14 protein-coding genes are annotated in these 18,587 nt (G+C 58.8%); 6 read left to right on the forward strand and 8 right to left on the reverse strand.

Features of this window, described 5'->3' with window-relative positions; all coding sequences use genetic code 11:
* The first annotated feature begins 29 nt into the window (after positions 1 to 29).
* From VGL38_14895 to VGL38_14920, 6 genes are all read left to right on the forward strand, one after another.
* A complete protein-coding gene (locus tag VGL38_14895; GenBank protein ID HEY3296716.1) occupies positions 30 to 938 on the forward strand; it encodes a hypothetical protein in 909 nt (302 codons plus the stop codon).
* Between the two features lie 114 nt (positions 939 to 1,052).
* Entirely contained in the window at positions 1,053 to 3,956 is a 2,904-nt protein-coding gene (locus tag VGL38_14900) for a hypothetical protein (protein HEY3296717.1), read from the forward strand.
* 439 nt (positions 3,957 to 4,395) lie between these two features.
* Complete coding sequence (locus tag VGL38_14905) at positions 4,396 to 4,917, forward strand: hypothetical protein (GenBank protein ID HEY3296718.1); 522 nt, start codon at positions 4,396 to 4,398, stop codon at positions 4,915 to 4,917.
* 237 nt (positions 4,918 to 5,154) lie between these two features.
* Positions 5,155 to 5,487 (forward strand): hypothetical protein, encoded by a 333-nt coding sequence (locus tag VGL38_14910; protein HEY3296719.1) that lies wholly within the window; start codon positions 5,155 to 5,157, stop codon positions 5,485 to 5,487.
* A gap of 369 nt (positions 5,488 to 5,856) precedes the next feature.
* A complete protein-coding gene (locus tag VGL38_14915; protein HEY3296720.1) occupies positions 5,857 to 6,342 on the forward strand; it encodes an SET domain-containing protein-lysine N-methyltransferase in 486 nt (161 codons plus the stop codon).
* Positions 6,343 to 6,557: 215 nt separating this feature from the next.
* A complete protein-coding gene (locus tag VGL38_14920; protein ID HEY3296721.1) occupies positions 6,558 to 9,635 on the forward strand; it encodes a hypothetical protein in 3,078 nt (1,025 codons plus the stop codon).
* Positions 9,636 to 9,728: 93 nt separating this feature from the next.
* Here VGL38_14920 and VGL38_14925 read toward each other — a convergent pair whose 3' ends face one another.
* The 8 genes from VGL38_14925 to VGL38_14960 are packed head-to-tail and all read right to left on the reverse strand — an operon-like array spanning position 9,729 to position 18,583.
* Positions 9,729 to 10,919, reverse strand: a complete 1,191-nt coding sequence (locus VGL38_14925; protein ID HEY3296722.1) for a DegT/DnrJ/EryC1/StrS family aminotransferase — start codon at positions 10,917 to 10,919, stop codon at positions 9,729 to 9,731.
* Positions 10,920 to 10,942: 23 nt separating this feature from the next.
* Positions 10,943 to 12,199 (reverse strand): glycosyltransferase family 4 protein, encoded by a 1,257-nt coding sequence (locus tag VGL38_14930; protein HEY3296723.1) that lies wholly within the window; start codon positions 12,197 to 12,199, stop codon positions 10,943 to 10,945.
* Complete coding sequence (locus VGL38_14935) at positions 12,199 to 12,858, reverse strand: acetyltransferase (GenBank protein ID HEY3296724.1); 660 nt, start codon at positions 12,856 to 12,858, stop codon at positions 12,199 to 12,201. Before VGL38_14935 ends, VGL38_14930 begins: the two co-directional genes overlap by 1 nt.
* Positions 12,855 to 13,484 (reverse strand): sugar transferase, encoded by a 630-nt coding sequence (locus VGL38_14940; GenBank protein ID HEY3296725.1) that lies wholly within the window; start codon positions 13,482 to 13,484, stop codon positions 12,855 to 12,857. The genes VGL38_14935 and VGL38_14940 overlap by 4 nt, the downstream gene beginning before the upstream one ends.
* Positions 13,485 to 13,487: 3 nt before the next feature.
* On the reverse strand, positions 13,488 to 14,705 hold the full coding sequence (locus VGL38_14945; GenBank protein HEY3296726.1) for a glycosyltransferase family 4 protein: 1,218 nt from the start codon (positions 14,703 to 14,705) through the stop codon (positions 13,488 to 13,490).
* Positions 14,702 to 16,072, reverse strand: coding sequence for an O-antigen polymerase (locus VGL38_14950; GenBank protein HEY3296727.1), 1,371 nt, complete (start codon positions 16,070 to 16,072; stop codon positions 14,702 to 14,704). The genes VGL38_14945 and VGL38_14950 overlap by 4 nt, the downstream gene beginning before the upstream one ends.
* A complete protein-coding gene (locus VGL38_14955; protein ID HEY3296728.1) occupies positions 16,069 to 17,262 on the reverse strand; it encodes a glycosyltransferase in 1,194 nt (397 codons plus the stop codon). The genes VGL38_14950 and VGL38_14955 overlap by 4 nt, the downstream gene beginning before the upstream one ends.
* Positions 17,255 to 18,583: a lipopolysaccharide biosynthesis protein gene (locus VGL38_14960; protein ID HEY3296729.1), complete on the reverse strand. Its 1,329-nt coding sequence runs from the start codon at positions 18,581 to 18,583 to the stop codon at positions 17,255 to 17,257. Before VGL38_14960 ends, VGL38_14955 begins: the two co-directional genes overlap by 8 nt.
* Between the last annotated feature and the right edge of the window lie 4 nt (positions 18,584 to 18,587).

Consider the following 18,587-nt stretch of genomic DNA (forward strand, 5'->3'; position numbering starts at 1 on the left):
TAGTTGTTTTGCTACTGGGAGCGTTGAGCTTGCAGCTTAGTTTTGCCACACCGTCTCAGAGCCAGAGTGCTGGCGACAATGAAACGCAACGATTACAGGCGCAGATTACTTCTCTGCGTCAGCAAATGCAGATCGCATCATCTGCCTGCCGCGGCGAACAGGTCATCCGGGAATTGCAGAGCCGGATTGACAGGCTGACCGCGCAATGGACGGCAGCACGCGGACGCGGTGGCGAAGGGCTCGATCAGGGCGGTCAAACGTGCACCGATGCGCGTGTGATCAGTGTCATTCCATTCTGCGACACCGGTTCAACCACCACCGCTCTCAACGTGTTCTCGCCGCCATCGTCCTGCGGTGGCAGCAACGCTCCGGACGCAGTCTACAGTTACACGCCGGAGGCTACTACGTCGGCGTCGGTGTCCCTGTGCGGCTCGGATTTCAATACAATCCTCCATATCTGGAACGGCTGCCCGGGGCAACCGGGATCCCAGCCCGTCGCCTGCAACGATGACGGCGCCGCCTGTCCGCCTGCGAGCTGTTTGCCCGCGGTGGATTTTCTGGCGGGCAATACCTACTACATCGTCGTCGACGGCAGCGGAACAGAGCACGGCAACTACCGCTTGAGCATTGGCGGATCGGGCACATGCCCGGTGAATCCGTGTCCCTGTCCCTGGACCTGTCCGCCGAATGCGCTGCTCGAGCCGGAGCCTTGCCCCAACACCGGTCCGGACGTCAATGCCGGATGCCATGGCTATCCGGTGCTGTTCACACCGATCTCCTGCGGACAGACCTACTGCGGTACCGCGCCGTGGACGCCCTCGCGGCAGGACTTCGACGCCTATTCCGTGACATTGACGCAGCGCGACAGTTTACGCTGGTGCGTGTATTCCAAATTCGCGCCGAGCATCAGCGTCTACCAGTATTTCGCCGCCGGTTGAAGCCCCACACTGATCCAGACCGTAGGTCTGGCTTGTGACACGACCTGCGTCGCCGGTTGCTTCGACGCCGGTACGTATTACATTTTGATTACCCCCTCCGGCCCTGCGGCCGGTGTGCCCTGCAGCGACGCGAACTACAGCGTCTCCCTGCAATGCCAGCCTTGCCTTCCCTGCCCCGAGTGTCCACCGACCGCCATTCGCGAAAACGAACCCTGCCCCAACTATCCGGACAACTTCAATAGTGGCTGCGCCAGCGACGGTTCGGTACACGTGACGCCGATCCAGTGCAACGAGGATATCTGCGGCACGCTCTGGACCGTAGCTGCACAGAGCGCCTACGACCGGGATGTGTACCAGATTACGACTACAGCGTACGACAGCATCACATGGAATGTGGTGTCGAACGTGATGACCGAGGTGCAGATTCTGGAACCGCTGGGGTGCTCCGGAGTGATTACCCACGCGCAGTTGTATACGGCCAAGTGTGTCCCGCTGTTTGTCGGCAAGTGCCTGCCGCCGGGAACATACTGGCTGACGGTATCCACACTACAGCAGATTAACGTCCCGTGCGAACCCTATACGGCCAGCGTGCGCTGCATTCCCTGTCAGCCGGCGTGTGCGATCTGCCCGCCAACGGCGATCCACGAGAATGAACCGTGTCCCGGGTACAATTTGAATTTCAACGACGGCTGCAATCATTCGCCGGTGCATGTGTCGCACATTGCCTGCGGAGACACCATTTGCGGCACGTCCAATTTCTATGATCTCCCCGATCCTGATTTCTTTGAATTCACCATCACACAGCGGGATACCGTCCGCTGGTGCGTGACGGCGATGTTCGATGTGGCCGCGGCGATCTACACGCCCGATCCGGTTTGCGCCAACATGATCAGCCATGCCAGCGGAAATGCCCCGCCGTGTACGCCGCTCTGCGTGGCGGCTTGTCTTCCGCCGGGCACCTACTGGGCGGTTGTGCGGCCAACCGTTTCCATGGGAAGTCCGGTCTGTCAGCCCTATGTAGCATCCTTGCACTGCGCTCCGTGTCCATCGGGCAATGTGTGCAATTATGCCAGCTTCGACTTTGATCCGACCAATGACAGTTGCCGGTACAACAACATTCAGCTTTCTTGCGGCGACACTGTCTGTGGCAACATCATCACACCGAACGACCGCGACTGGTATGTGCTCGACATTCCCAATGGCACACCCTGCTCGCAGGTTACCATAAACGTCTTCGGGAATGATACGCCCGGCATGTTCCCCTATGGGCAAGGACTCGATCCGGGGGTTGGCCTGTACAGCGGCGACTGCATCACGCAGTTTGGAGTGGACAATAATGGCGGCGTGGGCAATGACGCCCAACTGGTGTCGGCCTGTCTGCGTCCCGGAATGTACCATATTCAGGTCGGAGGCTTTGGAGGAACACATGGGCCGTACATTCTTGCGCTGACCTGCACGCCGTGTCCGTGTCCTCCGCCTTGCCCGTATCCTGATCGCGAGTCGGAGCCGTTGAATAACACCTGCCACTCGGGTAACCCGCAGCTCTCGTGCCCGGATACCGTGTGCGGTGACATTCACCAGAGCAATGGCGTGGCAGATGTGGACTGGTACAACCTGACCATTCCCTCCCCGGGATGCACCCGGGTGACCATTAATGTGTTCGGCAACGACACCCCGGGACAGTACCCGTATTTGCAGGGGCTGAATCCGGCAGTGGCGCTGTTCGACGCGAGCTGCGGCATACAACTGGCCTTCGATGACTCCTCCGGCGTGGGCAACGATGCCCGGCTGGTGTCGGCCTGCCTGAATCCGGGCGTGTACAACATCCGGGTCACCGGCGTCGGCACCGAAGGACCGTATGTGTTGGCCACATCGTGTGCGCCATGCATCTGTCCCAATATCTGCCCGTTCCCCAATCTGGACTTCGATCCGGCCAATGATGTGTGCGCTCAGGCCAACGTCACGTTAGCCTGTGGCGATACGCTCTGCGGCGATATTCTGCCGCCGAATGCGGCGGGTCTGTCCGACGTCGACTGGTACATTGTGCAGATTCCGGGGCACGACTGCGGGATCATTCAAGTGGATGTCTATGGCAATGACACTCCGGGATGGTATCCGTTCGGCGGCGGTCTGAATCCGAAGGTCTGGCTCTATGCGGCAGACTGCACGACACTGCTGGCGTTCGATGACAGTTCCGGTGTGGGCAATGATGCCAGTCTGACTACTTCCTGCCTGCCGGCCGGTTCATACCGGATCAAGGTGGAAGGAGTCAGCGGCAGCCACGGGCCGTATGTGCTGGCAACACTCTGCGCGAGCTGCATCTGCGGGTGCAGCGTGACGTGTCCGACCGGCTATGTGGCGGAAGGTGAAGCCTGTCCGAATTTGGGACCGGACACCTACAACGGCGGCTGCTCGATGATTCCGCCTTCCTTCAGCACCATCACCTGCGGCAGCCGCATCTGCGGCACGTCGTTCGCGATGGGCGGCATCAAAGACAGTGATTGGTACCGGTTCAACCTGACGACACCGCGCCGCATTCTATGGGTTGTGCGGGCAGGCTTCCCGTTCGAGATGGGCATCTACAGCCCGGTGAATGTGTGCGACAGTCTGCTTACGGTGCGCTACAATACCGGACAGAGTTGCCAGACGCGCTTCATCTTCACTCCATGTCTGCCCATCGGCACATACTACTTCAAGATTGCGCCCACGGTGACCAACGGAGTACCGTGTTCCAATTATTACACGTCGCTTTCCTGCGGCCACTGTATAGTCCACGCGGTCACGATTGATCTGTTCAACCAGAATGTGCGCTTGACCTGGGCCGCCGACGAAACTATGCCCGTCTACAACATTTACCGCAGCAGTTCACTGTTGGCCGATCCAAGCCCCGCAAACCTGATTGGCTCCACCTCAGACAGCACATTCCTCGATCCCGTGCGGTTGCCGGACGGCGGTCCGAAGGCCTTCTATACGGTCACCATGCAGGATCCACCGGATAGCTTAGGCACTACCCCCTAAGCGATACCACGTTTGAAAGACATGTACAGGCTCTTCAGTGATGGGGAGCCTGTGCTCTATTGGGGGGTACTATGGGTACTTTGCCTCCCGAAAAAGCCTTGGGCCGCTTTTTTTGGCACAACCACCGGACGACTGTGAAAGCGTATGTGCATTCTTACGTATGCATTTAGCTCATCCTGCGGATCGGGGCCTGTATGGCTAAAGAAATCCGCGATTGTGCCGATAATCTCAGTAATACATTAATATTCAAGTGATAAAACGCTACTTTGTTCTCATGTGAACTGTAATAAATTGGCAGGCCGATTTATAACTGGCCTCTCATCGATCTTTTGATCGAGGTCTTGCTTTTCGAAGCAAGCTTGGCTACATTGGGACGTGGGGGTGAACGTCTGATGTTTGGACGGGGAGGTACGACGGTCGGACCATTGCAGGAGGTCGTGTGTCTCATTCAATCTCGGAAATTTTGTACCAGTGGATGAACAAGAGGCGGATCGAATCGGAAGTAGCCCGCGAGATGGATGTTCCGGTTGCAACCCTATCCGCCAAGCTCTCTCCAAAGCGGCCTCAGGCAAAATTGGCGGCAGATGAACTGCTCCCCCTGTTTGAAGCTATTCGCCGCATCGGGTACGGAAGTGAGTTGCGGGGAGTTGTCTATCGCTTTCTGCGTGATTTGCGCGGCGATGAGCAGGAAGCAGTAGCAGAGGAGAAGAATCTTGTTCCGCAAATTCTGACCCTTGTGAAGTGCCTGGGGATGATGAGCGAGTGCGCCAACGGGATTCACAGCAGCACCAATGTGGCGGAATTGGACAAGATGCGGATCATGCTGCGCACGGAAGTTCTTCCGGTAGTGCTGCAAATGGAGAGCATCCTCGCTTCGCGCGTTGAAACATTGCGTCCACCGCATAAGCTCCCGCTGCCACAACGTAAACCGGATTTGGCGCCGTCCGTCAATCGGTCTTAGGTGGAATAGCCGGCCAAGGAATCATCCATCGACTTGTGGAGACTCAGAACATGTGTCTGGGGCAGGAGTTCACATGGCAAAAGTTTTCTTTCGGATCGCACCCAAAAGCCCTCAGGAGTCTGAGGGCTTTTTCTTTGGAACTCCTTGCGATAAATTACGCGAGCAATTATGAAGATAGAGTTAACACTGTGTTTGAATTCCTTATGGCAGTCACACTGAATAACCTGAGGATATGTTTTGCCTGACCTCAGTCCTGCAGACCTGGCCGAGCGGATGCTGAAAGCCGCCGAGGAAGTGCTCAATGATAAGCATCCCGACGCTCATGTGTATGCTCAAGGCGCTTTCCAGATGCTGGCCGAAGCCATATTCGATATTCATACGAAGACGATGCTGGGGCGGATCACCCCCGAGCACGCGCGGGTTATGCTGCGCATTGGCCGGAACACAGCTCTGGCGGTCCTGCTGGCCGTAAAAGGGCTGTCGCACGGGGCAGCCGAAGCCACCGTGAGCGCTGCCCTGGCGACTGTGCGTGCCGATGTAAATGAAGCCATCGGCTGGCGGCTCCTGTAATCTGCCGCCGTGTTTATTTATCAAATTATGAATATCGAGTCACGCAAGAGAGGCATTGGGCCTCTTTTTTTGCATAAAAGCCGACCTCGAGCATCAACTGTGGAATGGGGATTATAGAGATTACGGCCCGGACGGCAACTTAGGCTCAGGATATTCGCTACACGGCGGACTGTTTTTGTTGCGCTTGTCGGCGCACACACCCTACTGTACCCCCGTTTCTCGTCGATGGCTATTCCCCTCGAGCGGTCAGAGTGTTCGTGAACGAAATCGCGGCTTGCGCGTAAAAAGCATCTGTGGGCAGGATTCCCACGCAACTCCGCTCCGAATCTGGAGCATAGAATATCACCCAGAACAGGCGAGCCCCTACGTATGTCCAAAATCGCGCACGAACCGTATTTTGTCGTCAGCCGCTCAGGAATCCATGGCAAGGGAGCATTTGCCATGCGGCGCATCCGCAAAGGCACCCGCATTGTCGAATATGTCGGAGAGCGCGTTCCGCACTCTGTGGGCGACCAGCGCTATCCTGATGTCGGACAAAGGCACTATCACACCTTTCTGTTTGCCGTGGATGACGAGATCTGTATTGATGCCGGACGACAGGGCAATGATGCCCGATTCATCAACCATTCCTGCGATCCAAACTGTCAGGCCGTGGATGATGGCGGCAGGATCTTTATCGAGGCCCTGCGCAATATCCAGCCGGGAGCGGAATTGACCTATGACTATTCCCTCGTTGGCCCGAGGCCTCGCACCAAGGCTGATAAGGCCCGCTACGCATGCTTCTGCGGTTCAGAGAACTGCCGGGGCACCATGCTGGCCCCTTTCCCAGCGAGGAATGGCCACGTGCCGCGCTGAAAGCAGCTGCTACAATCAGGTAAGCTCCTCAAATTTCTGAGGAGCTTTTCTTTTTGAACGTTTGCGCAATTGAAGTTTGCGACTTTACTTCTTCAACGAAAGGAACTAAATTACCGTCACAAGTTTAAAGAGATGAACGGTTTCAACCGCATTCTCCAAGCCACCTACTCAAATTTTATCTTAGTTTCCTGCAATCGCCGCGGATGGAGCGCATAATGACCAGACTGCACGCACTTCTCCTGACTGTCTTCGTAGCCGCTGCGGCGGCTTTCGGCCAGTTCGGACAGAACAAAGTTCAGTACGAGTCCTTTCACTGGCGGTACATATCGTCGGAGCATTTCGATGTGTACTTCCCCGAAGGCAACGACCGCATCGCGGAGTTCACGGCAGAGACCGCCGAGAACTCTCTCAAGCTGATCGAGCACAGTTTCAACTACCAACTCGAAGGGCGCGTGACGATTGTAACCTATCAATCGCACAACGCCTTTGAGCAGACCAATGTCTCGGGGGAGATCCCTGAAGAGTCGGTGGGCGGCTTCACCGAGTTCCTGAAGAATCGCATGGTGTTTCCCTTCACCGGAAATTATGAAGACTTCCGGCACGTCATCCATCATGAGTTGACTCACGCCGTGAATATGCGCATGTTCTACGGCACGGGATTTCAGTCGATTCTGATGGGGGCCATTACCTCGGATATCCCACTGTGGTTCACGGAAGGCCTGGCGGAATATGAATCCCGCTTCGGATGGGATATCGAAGCGGACATGTTTTTGCGCGACGCCACCATCACCGGCTATCTGCCGCCGATGAATGGGCTGGGCGGCTACATGGCCTATAAAGGCGGCCAGTCCGTCTTCTACTATGTCGACCGCAAATACGGCTGGCAGAAGGTCAGCGAATTCATCCGCGAGGTCAAGAAGTCCCGCAGTGTAGAGCGAGCGGTCAAGGCGACGCTGTCGCTGGACATGAAGGACTTCAACCGCGAATGGCAAAACTGGCTTAAGCAGACTTACTGGCCGCAAGTGGCGGACCTGCGCGCTCCGGCGGATTTTTCCGAACGGCTGACCAATCATGAGGATTGGGGCAACTTCGTCAACACCGGCGCGGGGATCTCGCCCGATGGAACGCAGATTGCTTTTGTGTCGGACCGCACGGATTACTTCGATGTGTGGAGCCTGGACATCGAGTCGGGCAAGCTGAAGCGGCTGCTCAGCGGCGCGCGCAGCCCCGGGTTTGAAGAGTTGAAATGGCTGGACACGCGGGTCTCCTGGTCGCCGGACGGCAAGCTGGTGACCTTCGCCTCCAAATCCGGCGCGCGCGACGCGATCAATATTCTGGACGTGCGCAAACGCAAGATCAAGCGGCGCTTGCGTCTCGATTTCGACGGCATTTTCAATCCCACCTTCTCGCCCGACGGAACCAAGATCGCTTTCAGCGGCATGCGTCAGGGAGAGTCCGACGTCTATTACTATGATCTGGTCACCGGCAAGGTGGTGCAGGTCACGGCGGATATTTTCTCGGATGATGACCCTGTCTGGAGTCCCGATGGCAAGCGGATTGTCTTCTCTTCGGATCGCGGGGATTCGCTGCGGGTCAGCGGGTATCCGGCCACGATGAACATGTGGAAAGAGGATTACCATCTGAGTCATCTGTACGGCGTCACCCTTGGCAGCGACGTTGCGACGAAGATCACGTCATCTCCTTACAACGAGCGCACGGCCACGTTTACATCCGATGGGAAGTTCCTGATTTACGTTTCGGACGCAAACGGCATCGACAATCTCTACCGTCTGAACCTGGCCACCGATTCGGCGGAGGCGATTACCAACTGCCTGACCGGATGCCTGCGGCCGAGCTGCTCGATGCAGACTCAGCGGCTGGTGTTCACCTCCCTGAGCAAGGGCGGCTACGACATCTTCATGATCAAGAATCCGCAGGACCTGGCGGCGCAGAAGCTGAAGCCTACCAACTTCCGCGCGACGGGAACTCCGGAACTCCCGCAGGCCGACACGACGCACACGCAGGGCGACTCGGCGCGGGTCAGCGAGTCCCGCTATGGCGGCAACTACCAGCACTATGTGTTCGGCCAGTCGATGCCTGCGGAGACGACCGCCGTCAGGGTGGACACGGCCACGACGCGCAGCTCCGGCGGCGGCTTCTACAGCAAGAAATACAAAACGAAATTCACGCCGGACTTTTTCTTCGCCAATGCGGGTTACAGCTCGTTCTTCGGCGCGCAGGGTTCCGGGCAGTTGCTGTTCTCGGATGTGCTGGGCAATCATATGATCGGCGTTACCACCGATCTGTACTATGATTTCCAGAATCTCAAGAATACCAATTTTTCGGTGATCTACCTGTATCTGCCGCACCGCATCAATTACGCCGCGGGGATTTTCCGCAACGTCTACTATCTGAACAGCGGCAACTGGCAGGACCAGGTCAATGTGATGCAGCTTGCCGCGGCGTATCCGTTCTCGAGGTTTACGCGGGCGGAACTCAATCTGAACGGATTTATCATCGATCGCGGTCTCTGGACAGACGCCGCCCAGGACTGGCTGGGCTTTGAGCATAAACGCGTGCTGCTCCCCGAGCTGGCCTATGTGCACGACACGGCGCTCTGGGGTTACACCGGTCCGGTCAACGGCTCACGGTACCGGGTCTCCATTTCCTACAGTCCGCCGCTGGGAAAGAATACCCCGGATAATCAGCGGTACGCCGACTTCTATGTGGCGATGGCCGATTTTCGCAACTATCTGCGTGTCGCGCGGGACTTCAGCCTTGCGTCCCGCGTGACGGCGGGTCTGACGGGCGGTCCGGACGCGCCGAACTTTTACGTCGGCGGCACCGACAACTGGATCAACCGCCGTTATCTGAACGACCGGATTCCATCCGGCATCAACAACTTCTATTTCTCGGATATCATTACTCCCTTCCGCGGCGCGGACTTCTTCGAAGCGCGCGGCACCGGCAAGCGGTTCTTCCTCACCAATCAGGAATTCCGCTTCCCGCTCATCCAAACGCTGCAAATGCGTTTTCCGCTGCAGATCGGGCTCTATGACATCCGGGGCGCGATGTTTACGGATATCGGCGCCGCATGGAACGACAACGAGTTCAAGCTCACGAAAGTGGACAGTGCCGGAAAGCGGCGGCTGTTCGATCCCCGCGTGGCATTCGGTTTCGGCGTGCGGGCCAACCTCGGCATCTTCGTGCTGAGCTGGGATACCGGCTGGCTGACGGACTTCGTGAATACCGGGAAACCGCGCTACTATGTTTCCATCGGACCGGAATTCTAAACCGCATCCTGTTTTTGCAAACGAAAGCGGGCCCTTCACAATGAAGAGCCCGCTTTTGGTTTTGGATGACGTTTCATCCGTCTGGGTCAGGGACTACTTGTGCAGAGATTCCACAATGGACGCAATCCAGTCGAGCTGGTCTTCGGTCAGAGCGGTACCGCTGGGCAGACAAAGCCCTTGGTCAAACAACTGCTCGGACACGGCGCCGCCCACGCTGCGGCAACCGGCGAATACCGGCTGTAAATGGAGCGGTTTCCAAAGGGGCCGGGATTCGATATTGTACGTTTCGAGCGCGAGCCGGATCTCTTCGGCGCTGACGCCAAACCGGTGCGGATCGACCTGAATGCAGGTCAACCAGTGGTTGCTCGCGCCAAAGTCCGCTTCAGGCATAAACCGGACTCCGGGCAGCGACTCCAGCCGCGCGCGGTACCATGCGAAAATCTCTCGCTTACGCGCCAGTCGCTGGGGCAGCACGCGCAGTTGCCCGCGCACGATGCCGGCCACAACGTTGCTCATGCGGTAGTTGTAACCGATCTCTTCATGCTGATAATACGGCGCGGGCATGCGTGCCTGTGTGGACAGGTTGCGCACTTTGGTGATCAGCTCCTCATTGGCCGACACCAGCAGGCCGCCGCCCGAGCCGGTGATAATCTTATTGCCGTTGAAGGAGAAGACTCCCGCGTAGCCGAAATTGCCCGTCCGGACGCCACGATACGTCGCCCCCAACGCCTCGGCGGCATCTTCCAGCACAGGAACCGCATAGCTGTTGCACACGTCGAGGATCGGATCCCAGTCGGCGCTTTGCCCATAGAGATCCACCACAATCACGGCCCTCGGCAGGCGGTTGATCCGGGCGCAACGCTTCAACTCAGCGGCAAGCAGATTCGCGTCCATGTTCCACGTGCGCGCATCGGCGTCGATGAAAACCGGCGCGGCTCCTTCATAGATGATCGGATTGGCGCTGGCGCAAAAGGTCAGCGAGGAGCAGAACACTTCTTCGCCCGGCTTCAGATCGAGCATTCGCAGCGCAAGATGCAGGGCGGCGGTTCCCGTGCTCAGCGCCGCGGCGTGGAGCGAGCCGTTCTGGCGCGCGAATTCCTTCTCCAGTTCATTGACATGCGGACCGATGGGCGCAATCCAGTTGCTGTCGAAGGCCTCCTGTACGAATGCACGTTCAAAGCCTTCCTCCGACATGTGCGGTGGCGACAGATAGATGCGCTCGTGCGACTCTTGTGCCGCAGCAGGCATTGGGCGGCTTACCTTTCGGGCCATAACTTCACTCACAATCCGTCTCCTCTATTCCGAGTTCAATCTGTTTCAAGCACTATTGGTCTGATGGGAAGTGCCGTTTCCGGCGCGGGCCGAGCTATCGATTCGAGGTACGGTCCGGACAGGAATTCCCGAGGCTTCAAGGATACCTCTCCCAGAATGTGGCGATAAATTTCGAAAACCTCACGACCCGTGCGCTGGACGTTGAACATGGCGCGCACGAGGTTTCTGCCGCGTGCCGCCAACGTTTGTCCTGTCAGCGGATCGGCAATAGCGCGTGAAATGGCAGCGGCGAGTGCCTGTGGATCACGCGGCGGAACAAGCCAGCCAGTCTTCTCGTTGACGATGACTTCCGGCAGACCGCCGACCCGGCTGGCAATGACCGGAATTCCGGCCAGCAGAGGTTCGATGACCCCACCGCAATTCTCTGAAATGGGCACGTGTACCGCCAGATCGAACCCGCGCCATGCGTCGTGCGCAATGCCGTAGGGCAATTCGCCAAGGAAGCGAATACGGTCTCCAGCAACCTCGTGCGCCAGTTTGCGCAGTCGGTGTTCATAGCGCGCCGCGCCGCCCCACGCCCCGCCGGCAAACACTCCCAGCACACGCGGATGCCTTTTGATCACCAGCCCCAGCGCAGCGATAATATCCTCGTGCGCCTTCAGACCGATCCGCTGCCCCAGAAAGCGCTTGGGCGGATACATCCAACTGATGTTGCCGACAATAAAATCTTCGGGCCTGGCGCACGCCAGATCCCGCACCGTTATGCCGCACGGCGGAGTGTTTGACGGCAACTCGTCGCCGTAATAGGACAGATAGACGCGGTCCGCAGGAACTCCCGCGCGGCGGTAATGCTCGCCGATGCAGCGGCTGGAACCAATCCAGTAATCGGCGGCGCCCGCCGAACGAATTTCGAGATTGCGGTACAGCGCGTGTTCAAGATGCAGCGGCCCGGCCACGTGGTAAAGGCGGGGAATGAAATGCTGCTTGCCAAGCGCCCAACGCAAAGCGAGCGTCGTGCCCACGAAATGACTGTGAATCAGGTCGGGCTGCACAGCGGCAACAAGGTCTCTGACGCGCGCGAGTGTTTTAGGCAACTGCAAAGGATCGCGCACTGGCAGATTAAGATCGGCCTCATGCACGATGGCGCCTGAATCCTGCCAGTAGGGAGCGCAGCGGCCACTCAGGCGCGGCAGGGCGGCGTGAACCTCGACGCCGAAGTTGCACAGAACCCGCGCCAGCTTTGCTGCCCAAGCGGCGCCGTCCGAAGTTTTGACCACATGCAGAACTTTCACTATACACCCGCTTTCGCAGCGGCGCTACCGCGCCGGATTGCCCGAGCAGGAACTCCCACCGCCGTAGTGTCATCCGCCACGTCGTCGATCACCACCGCGCCGCCGCCGATCATACAACGGCAACCGATGGTCCGCCCTTCAATAATACTGCTGCCGATGCCCACCCAGCTTCCTTCCCCGACCGAAACATTTCCTGCAAGGCGCGCGCCGGGAGATACGTGCACGGCTTCGCCGATGCGGCCATCATGATCCACGGAACAGCAGGTATTCAGAATGCACAGCGATCCGATGACCGTAGCCGGATTGACCACTACGCCGGCCATGATCACGGTACCCTGTCCTATCATCACCTCGCGCCCGATGACTGCCGCAGGATGAACCAGAGCAGGCAGCGCGAAGCCGGCGGCAATCAGCCGCCGGCCAATGCGTTGCCGAACGGTGTTGGAACCGATGGCCACAAAGATACGATCACGCTTTGGGTCAAGCGATGTGAGAATCTCCGCACCGCCCAGCACCGGATAGCCCATTACGCATGAGCCCGTTGCCACGGGGTTGTCGTCGAGCATACCGCGAATGTCGAAGCCACCCATCTTCTCGGCGACATCGATGACGACCTTCGCATGGCCGCTGCTTCCATAGATGAACAAGGGTGTGCTCATGCGGCGCTGATCCTTCGGTCGTCGCCGTTGCCTCGAAACTCCGGCATGGTGGCCGCGCCTTCTGCATGAATGCCCCGGCGGAACAGCACCGCGCCAAACGTGCGGACCAGAATGGTCAGATCGAGCCTCAAGGACAGATGGTCCACATACCAGACATCGAGCGCGAACTTGCCCTGCCATGATAGTGCGTTCCGGCCATGAATCTGCGCCCAGCCGGTGATACCCGGAAGCACCTCGTGGCGCCGCTTCTGGTCATGGTCATAACGGGACAAATAGGCCATCAGCAAGGGCCTCGGACCGATCAGGCTCATGGATCCGGCGATGACATTCAGCAATTCCGGCAACTCATCGAGGCTGGTACTGCGCAGAAACGTGCCCCAGCGCGACAGACGCCGGTCATCCGGCAACAGATTGCCGGCCGCATCGCGCGCAATCGACATCGTGCGGAACTTGATAAGACGGAAGGCTCGCCCGCCTCTTCCGGGGCGTTCCTGAGTGAACAACACGGGCGCGCCCAGCGCTGCCCACGTGCCCAGAGCAATCAGGACAAGCAATGGGAAAAGCAGAACCAGCGCAGGTACCGCCACGCACAGATCCAGCAGCCGTTTTCCAAAGGCACGGTACATGGCTTAGGCCGTCACCTCTGTTGGACGCGCCTGTCGGATGCTCTGGACAAGGCTCATATCATAAATATAGCGGCAGAAGCTCACTTTCCGTTCCATCATGATCTCCGTGCGGAAATCGGCAGCCCGTTTCAGGTTGCGCGCGGACATGCGGTTGCGGCGGGCTGAATCGGCGGACACCTCTATGATCTTATCCGCCAGAGCCTTCGGATCATTAGGCGGCACCAGATCCTCCGGCGCAAGCAATTCGGGAATCCCATCCACATCCGAGCCAATGCACGGCAGAGCCCGGGCCATCGCCTCCATCATCGCTCGCGGCAGTCCTTCGGCGCGGGAAGGCAGCACGAACACGTCGGCCTCATCGAGCAGACGCGTCAACGCCGCCGGATCACCGACGTGTCCCAGAAAGCGAATGTGACCGGACAATCCATACCGCGCGGCCTGAGCCTCGAGTGCCGGGCGGCAGGCGCCGTCTCCGGCAAAAGCAAGGGATACGTTCAGACCGCGCTGATGACAGAGGTGAACGGCATCGATCAACACATCCGGAGCTTTATAGAGTTGCGCCAGAGTGCCGATGAAGATCAATTTGAACGTGTCACCTCTTTGGATCCCGTTGCGCGGGGCGGATGCATACGCCTGCGCCGGCAATTCCACATCCGAATAGTGAGTCGTAAAGACCTGCGGCGAGGGCGGATAGCGCCGCTGCAAGGCTGCCGCCGTAACATACATCGTCGCCGATGCGTTCTGACAGCACGACCGCAGACTCCGCGCGTGCCATTGGCGGAAGAAAGCGCGCATGGGATGCTTCACCGATCCCGCCGTAAATACGTCATACGGATCGCCGACCACCTCCAGCGCATACGGCTTGCCCTGTTTCTGCAACTCTTTTGCACCCAGGTAGCCCATAGTGCCGGGCACGCGGAACAGGTAGGCGTCGCATTTGGAAATCGCTTCCTTCATGATACGCTGCACGGCATGCGATTTCCGGAGATAATCTTCCGGGCCGCGAAAATCGGGCAGCGGTTCAAACCGGACGCCGGGACCTTCCGCCAGACTTTCCGCCGGGTACATCTCCGCGACCTGCTTCATGCGGGCCACGACCAGCACTTCATCGAAGACGGCAAGGTAATCCACCCACCACGCGTAGTTCGCAACCGCCGTCGCATAGACGCGGCCATCGGGGCAGCGGACAAAGTGCATTTCATTTCCGTGCAGCAGTCTCATGATTTGCCAGTCCTCGAAGATGATGGAATGTAGAAGTAAGAGAGTCCGCGCCGTCCGGTGGCGCGATGCGGCGCCAGACGGACCAGATAGTCGACGACATACGCTGCGATCAGCGGCTGCAGGATCAGCATCGCTTCGCCGGGAAAGTAGAAGATGGTCGCGCGTGTGGCAAAAATGAACAGCGGCGCGCTGATGACGTAGATCACAAGCCGCAGGCCGCTGCGAGTACGGCCATTGTACAGCCAGACCACTATGCCCGCCATGATGGCGTACCACAGTGCGACCCCCGGCAATCCGAAGTTGATGTAGCCGTCGCCGGCAAGAGTGAAACCGTATCCGCCGACCATCGCCTGCCAGTCGGGCAGGAACTGCTGGTGAAACCATGTCAGCGAATTGCGGGCTTCCACCAGCACGCCGGGAAAAAACTTGTGCTCGAACACCCACCACACGGTGTGGCCGTAAAAGTAGTGCCACCACTGCTGATTACTGAGCAAAATGTCGATGTTGCGTCCCGCCGCGATGAACTCCCCATACAGAAAGGAGAGCATCATTCCCTGCTCGCCAAAGGCACTGAAATCCGACATATCCCGCGAAAACACGTTGCGCAGGTTGTGCAGGACCGAAATCATCGGACCGACAATCACCACTCCCGCGCCATAAAGCAACAGTTTGCCGGGACGGTAGTAATGGTAAACCAGGAACAGCGACACCGCGCAAAAATTGAGAAAGATGTCCCGCTCGCCAAGGGCAAGGGTTGCAAACAGCGTGAAGGCTCCCGTCAGAGTGAACAGTGGCCAATGAAACGGTCCGCCCGCGTCCTGCCGCTTGACCATCCAGAACCCGTAAAACATCAGCAGCCACATCGGCACATAATCCAGGCCGGGCAGCGCACCGGTGACGTAGAAGTCAATCTTGTTTGAGAATCCGGATCCAAAATAGGCGACACACAGTTTGAGCAGCCAGAGCAGCATCACCGTATAGCCAAGGCAGATCGTGACCAGCGTCAGATCCAGCGGTCTGGGCGGTGCGCCGCCATCCCGTACTGTTTTGGTGCGGCACATGCCGAGGAACATCAGTTCGCTCACCGCAAGGCAGATCCACCCGATCCACACGATCATCAGCGGATGCTCGATGTGCTCGTAACCCGTCAGGTGCAGCACAATGACGTTGTAATGATAGACATAAATGAACGGCGGGAGCCAGACGGCAGGGTGCGTGATATCGAACCGCACCGCCTTCATCGCGGCAATAACAAAGAGCCCCACCAGCACCAGATCCAGCGTCATGCTGGGGCTGACCGCCAGGACAATGGTGATCCCCGCTGCCGCCAGAACCATTCTGGGAAAGGGACGCACGCGCGGTTTCATGTCCGCACCGGAACGCGACGCGATGTGACCTGTGCGGTTCGCAGCGGGCCCAACGCGGAAAGGTATACCCGGGCCAGATTCACCTTCGCATTCTCCAGATGGAAAGGGCTCGCCGCAATTTCGGCCAGCGCCTGCGCCGGTTCCGGTTTGTCCCGCCGCCGCCACGAAAGCATTTCAGCGGCCCATTCGGCGGCGCTCTGCGAAAGCGACAGCCTGCTCACCAGCGGCTTCACCACTCCCGCCTCCGGGGTGATCACATCGGAAATGATTACCGGCAACCCGGCCGCTTGCGCTTCTACCAGCACAAGGGGCAGCCCCTCGTGCAGCGACGGCAGCGCGAACACGTCCATCGCACCCAGCATCAGGCGCGGAACATCGGAACGCGATCCGGCGAAAACGATTCGGTGCCGATAGGGCGAATGCGCCGCCTTCTGTTGAATCTCCGTCCGCCGCGGTCCGTCGCCCACCAGCAGAAACCACGCGTTCTCATCTTGCCGCAGAGTCTCCTCGGCCATCGCGATCACAAAGGGATGGTTTTTTTGATGGTCAAAGCGGCCCACATGTCCAATCACAAAGGCATCTTCCGGGATTCCAAACTCAACGCGCACCGACGCTCTGTCTACGCTCTGCCGGAACGGGCTCAAATCCGTGCTGGGATAATGCACACGCCAGCGCGGGTCGGCCAGCCAATTCTCTCCAAATAGCGCCGCCGCGGCAGGGGATGAGCAGGCCAGGCCTGCCGTGGCATATTTTCGGACCCAATGCTCCATCACGCCGAAATACAATCGCCGCGTCAGGCGGTTCGGCGTGTCCATGCCGGACGAGCTGTTGTGGCTGTGGGCGATCCGCCCGGGAATGCCGCAGTGAGCGGCCAGCCGCAGTACGTAGCCGCTGAAGTGATGGACGGCGCTGTGCACAATGTCATACGGTCCATGTTCGGCGGCAATGCGGCGGAAGTTGGCGGCGTACACCAGCGGCTGATGCGGGTGCATGCAGGGAATCACCTGCGAGCCCAGTGCGCGAATCTCTTCGTCAAAGGCGCAGGGCTTTTCGGTATGAACCAGAAAATCCATCCGGAAGTGCGAGCGGTCCATGCCGCGCAGCATGTGCATCAGCCACATTTCCGCGCCGCCCCGGCCCATGCCGCCCACCACATGCAGGATGCGCAGCGGTCTACGCATATCAGGCATGAGAGGCCTCCTCACCGGCGCCAGTCAACCCGGCGACACTCTTCACCGCATGCCGCAGGGCAAGTGCGCTAAACACAATCAGGCATCCTTTCGCAATCACATAGGCGATGGCCGCACCCATCAGGCCCGACACAGGAACCAGCAAAAAACAGGCGGCCGTCAGCACCAGAGACTCTCCAATCAAGAGCGGCATCTGCACTCGAAAGCACTTGGCCGCGGTTAGTCCGTAACCGATGAATCCCGCCACGTTGGAAAGCGCCGCGCCCGCCATCAGCCAGACGAACACCGAGGAGTATTCGGCATACTCGGGCCGGTAGATCAGCGTCAGGATGAAGTGGCCGCAGCCAAGAGCCACGGCGACTCCAGCGGCGCCCATTCCAATGCCCATCAGCAGCAAACGGCGATTCAGAAGGTTGAATAACGGCATTTGCCGCTGCATGAAATACGCCGCCAGCCGTGGCGTTGCCGATTGACCGAGAGCATTGATTACGGTGCTTTCGGCAATCTGCAAATACGCCAGCGCCGCAAAAATACCCAACTCCCATTGCCCAAGACGCTGCTCGACGGCATAACGCGGTATGTTGGCATTCAGCGAATTGAGCATCATCACCACGCCGAGCGGCAAAGCCAGCCACGCAAGCCGGCGCAGGACCGCCCCATTCCAGAGCGGTTTGCCGTCTACTCGCGCGCCATTCGCTTTCAGAATCATCCTGCCGCTGCGCATATCATACAGGACAAGCACGCCAAGCCATACGACGGCCATGGCCGCAACGCCGATTGCGACGCTGCGGGTAACATAGGTGCCGGCCGCCAGCGCCGCGAGGGACAGCGGACCCTTGATCATCATCGATTTGGCAATGCGGTCCATGCGCTCGTGCTTCTGCATCAAGCCATAGTAGACGTCACTGATGGACTCGAAACTCTTAGCCAGCCCTACCGCCGCCACAACCAGCGCGGCTTGTCTGCCGAAACCGCTGATCAGAATCACACCGGCGATGCATAGGACCGCCAGACCGAGCATCAGCAACCGCAACGCAAGGAAATGGCCGAAGCGGTACTGATCTTCGACGTCGGTGGCCTGCACGGAACGCAGTTGCAGATTTGCAAAGAGCAGAACAGGAGCCGTGACCGCCAGACCCAGCGCGAACTGCCCTACCCATTCGGGAGTTCCCAATTTGGCCAGTGCCACCAGCATTCCCCACTGGCACCCGGCGTAGACGACATTCCCGGAAAGCGTCCACGCAAAATTCGCGCGGAGGCTTAAGCGCGCAGCCGGACGCTCCAGCGGCAGCGCGGCATTCCCTGTAAGCGGTGCGGCCATCGCG

The sequence above is a fragment of the bacterium genome, from assembly GCA_036504735.1.
Classification (GTDB): domain Bacteria; phylum Electryoneota; class RPQS01; order RPQS01; family RPQS01; genus DASXUQ01.